Annotated in this window: 1 protein-coding gene; it reads left to right on the top strand. The window is 59.4% G+C overall.

Annotated features, from left to right (window positions below):
• Positions 1–102 precede the first annotated feature (102 nt).
• Positions 103–286: hypothetical protein (locus AC1RPH_RS08250; protein WP_481762102.1), on the top strand; the 184-nt coding region annotated here is incomplete at its 3' end.

Genomic DNA, 286 nt, shown 5'->3' with positions numbered 1-286 from the left:
CAAGGCTGGTGAGTACCAACTGTTCGCGACGGACGCGATCGTACGGCGCGTGGCCCATGCGTTGTTCACGTTGGAGCCGCGTCTATGATTCCGAGTGCGTGGGTGGGAAAACGTGAATTTGCATTGAACTTTGGATTTGAACGCCAGTTTGCTGCGGATTTGGATACGGCGCTCACGCTACTGGCCGCCGTCAACGACTATGGCACACGTCAGGCACTTGGGCCGGACTGGTGCTCGGCGCTGGACCGGTTGGAACGCAGGTACGAGAGCCTTGATGGGGAGGACG

Source organism: Dellaglioa sp. CoH-57-MRSF-16 (assembly GCF_056782055.1).
The sequence above is the reverse complement of the archived record's forward strand: the minus strand, read 5'-3'. Positions and strand labels throughout refer to the sequence as shown.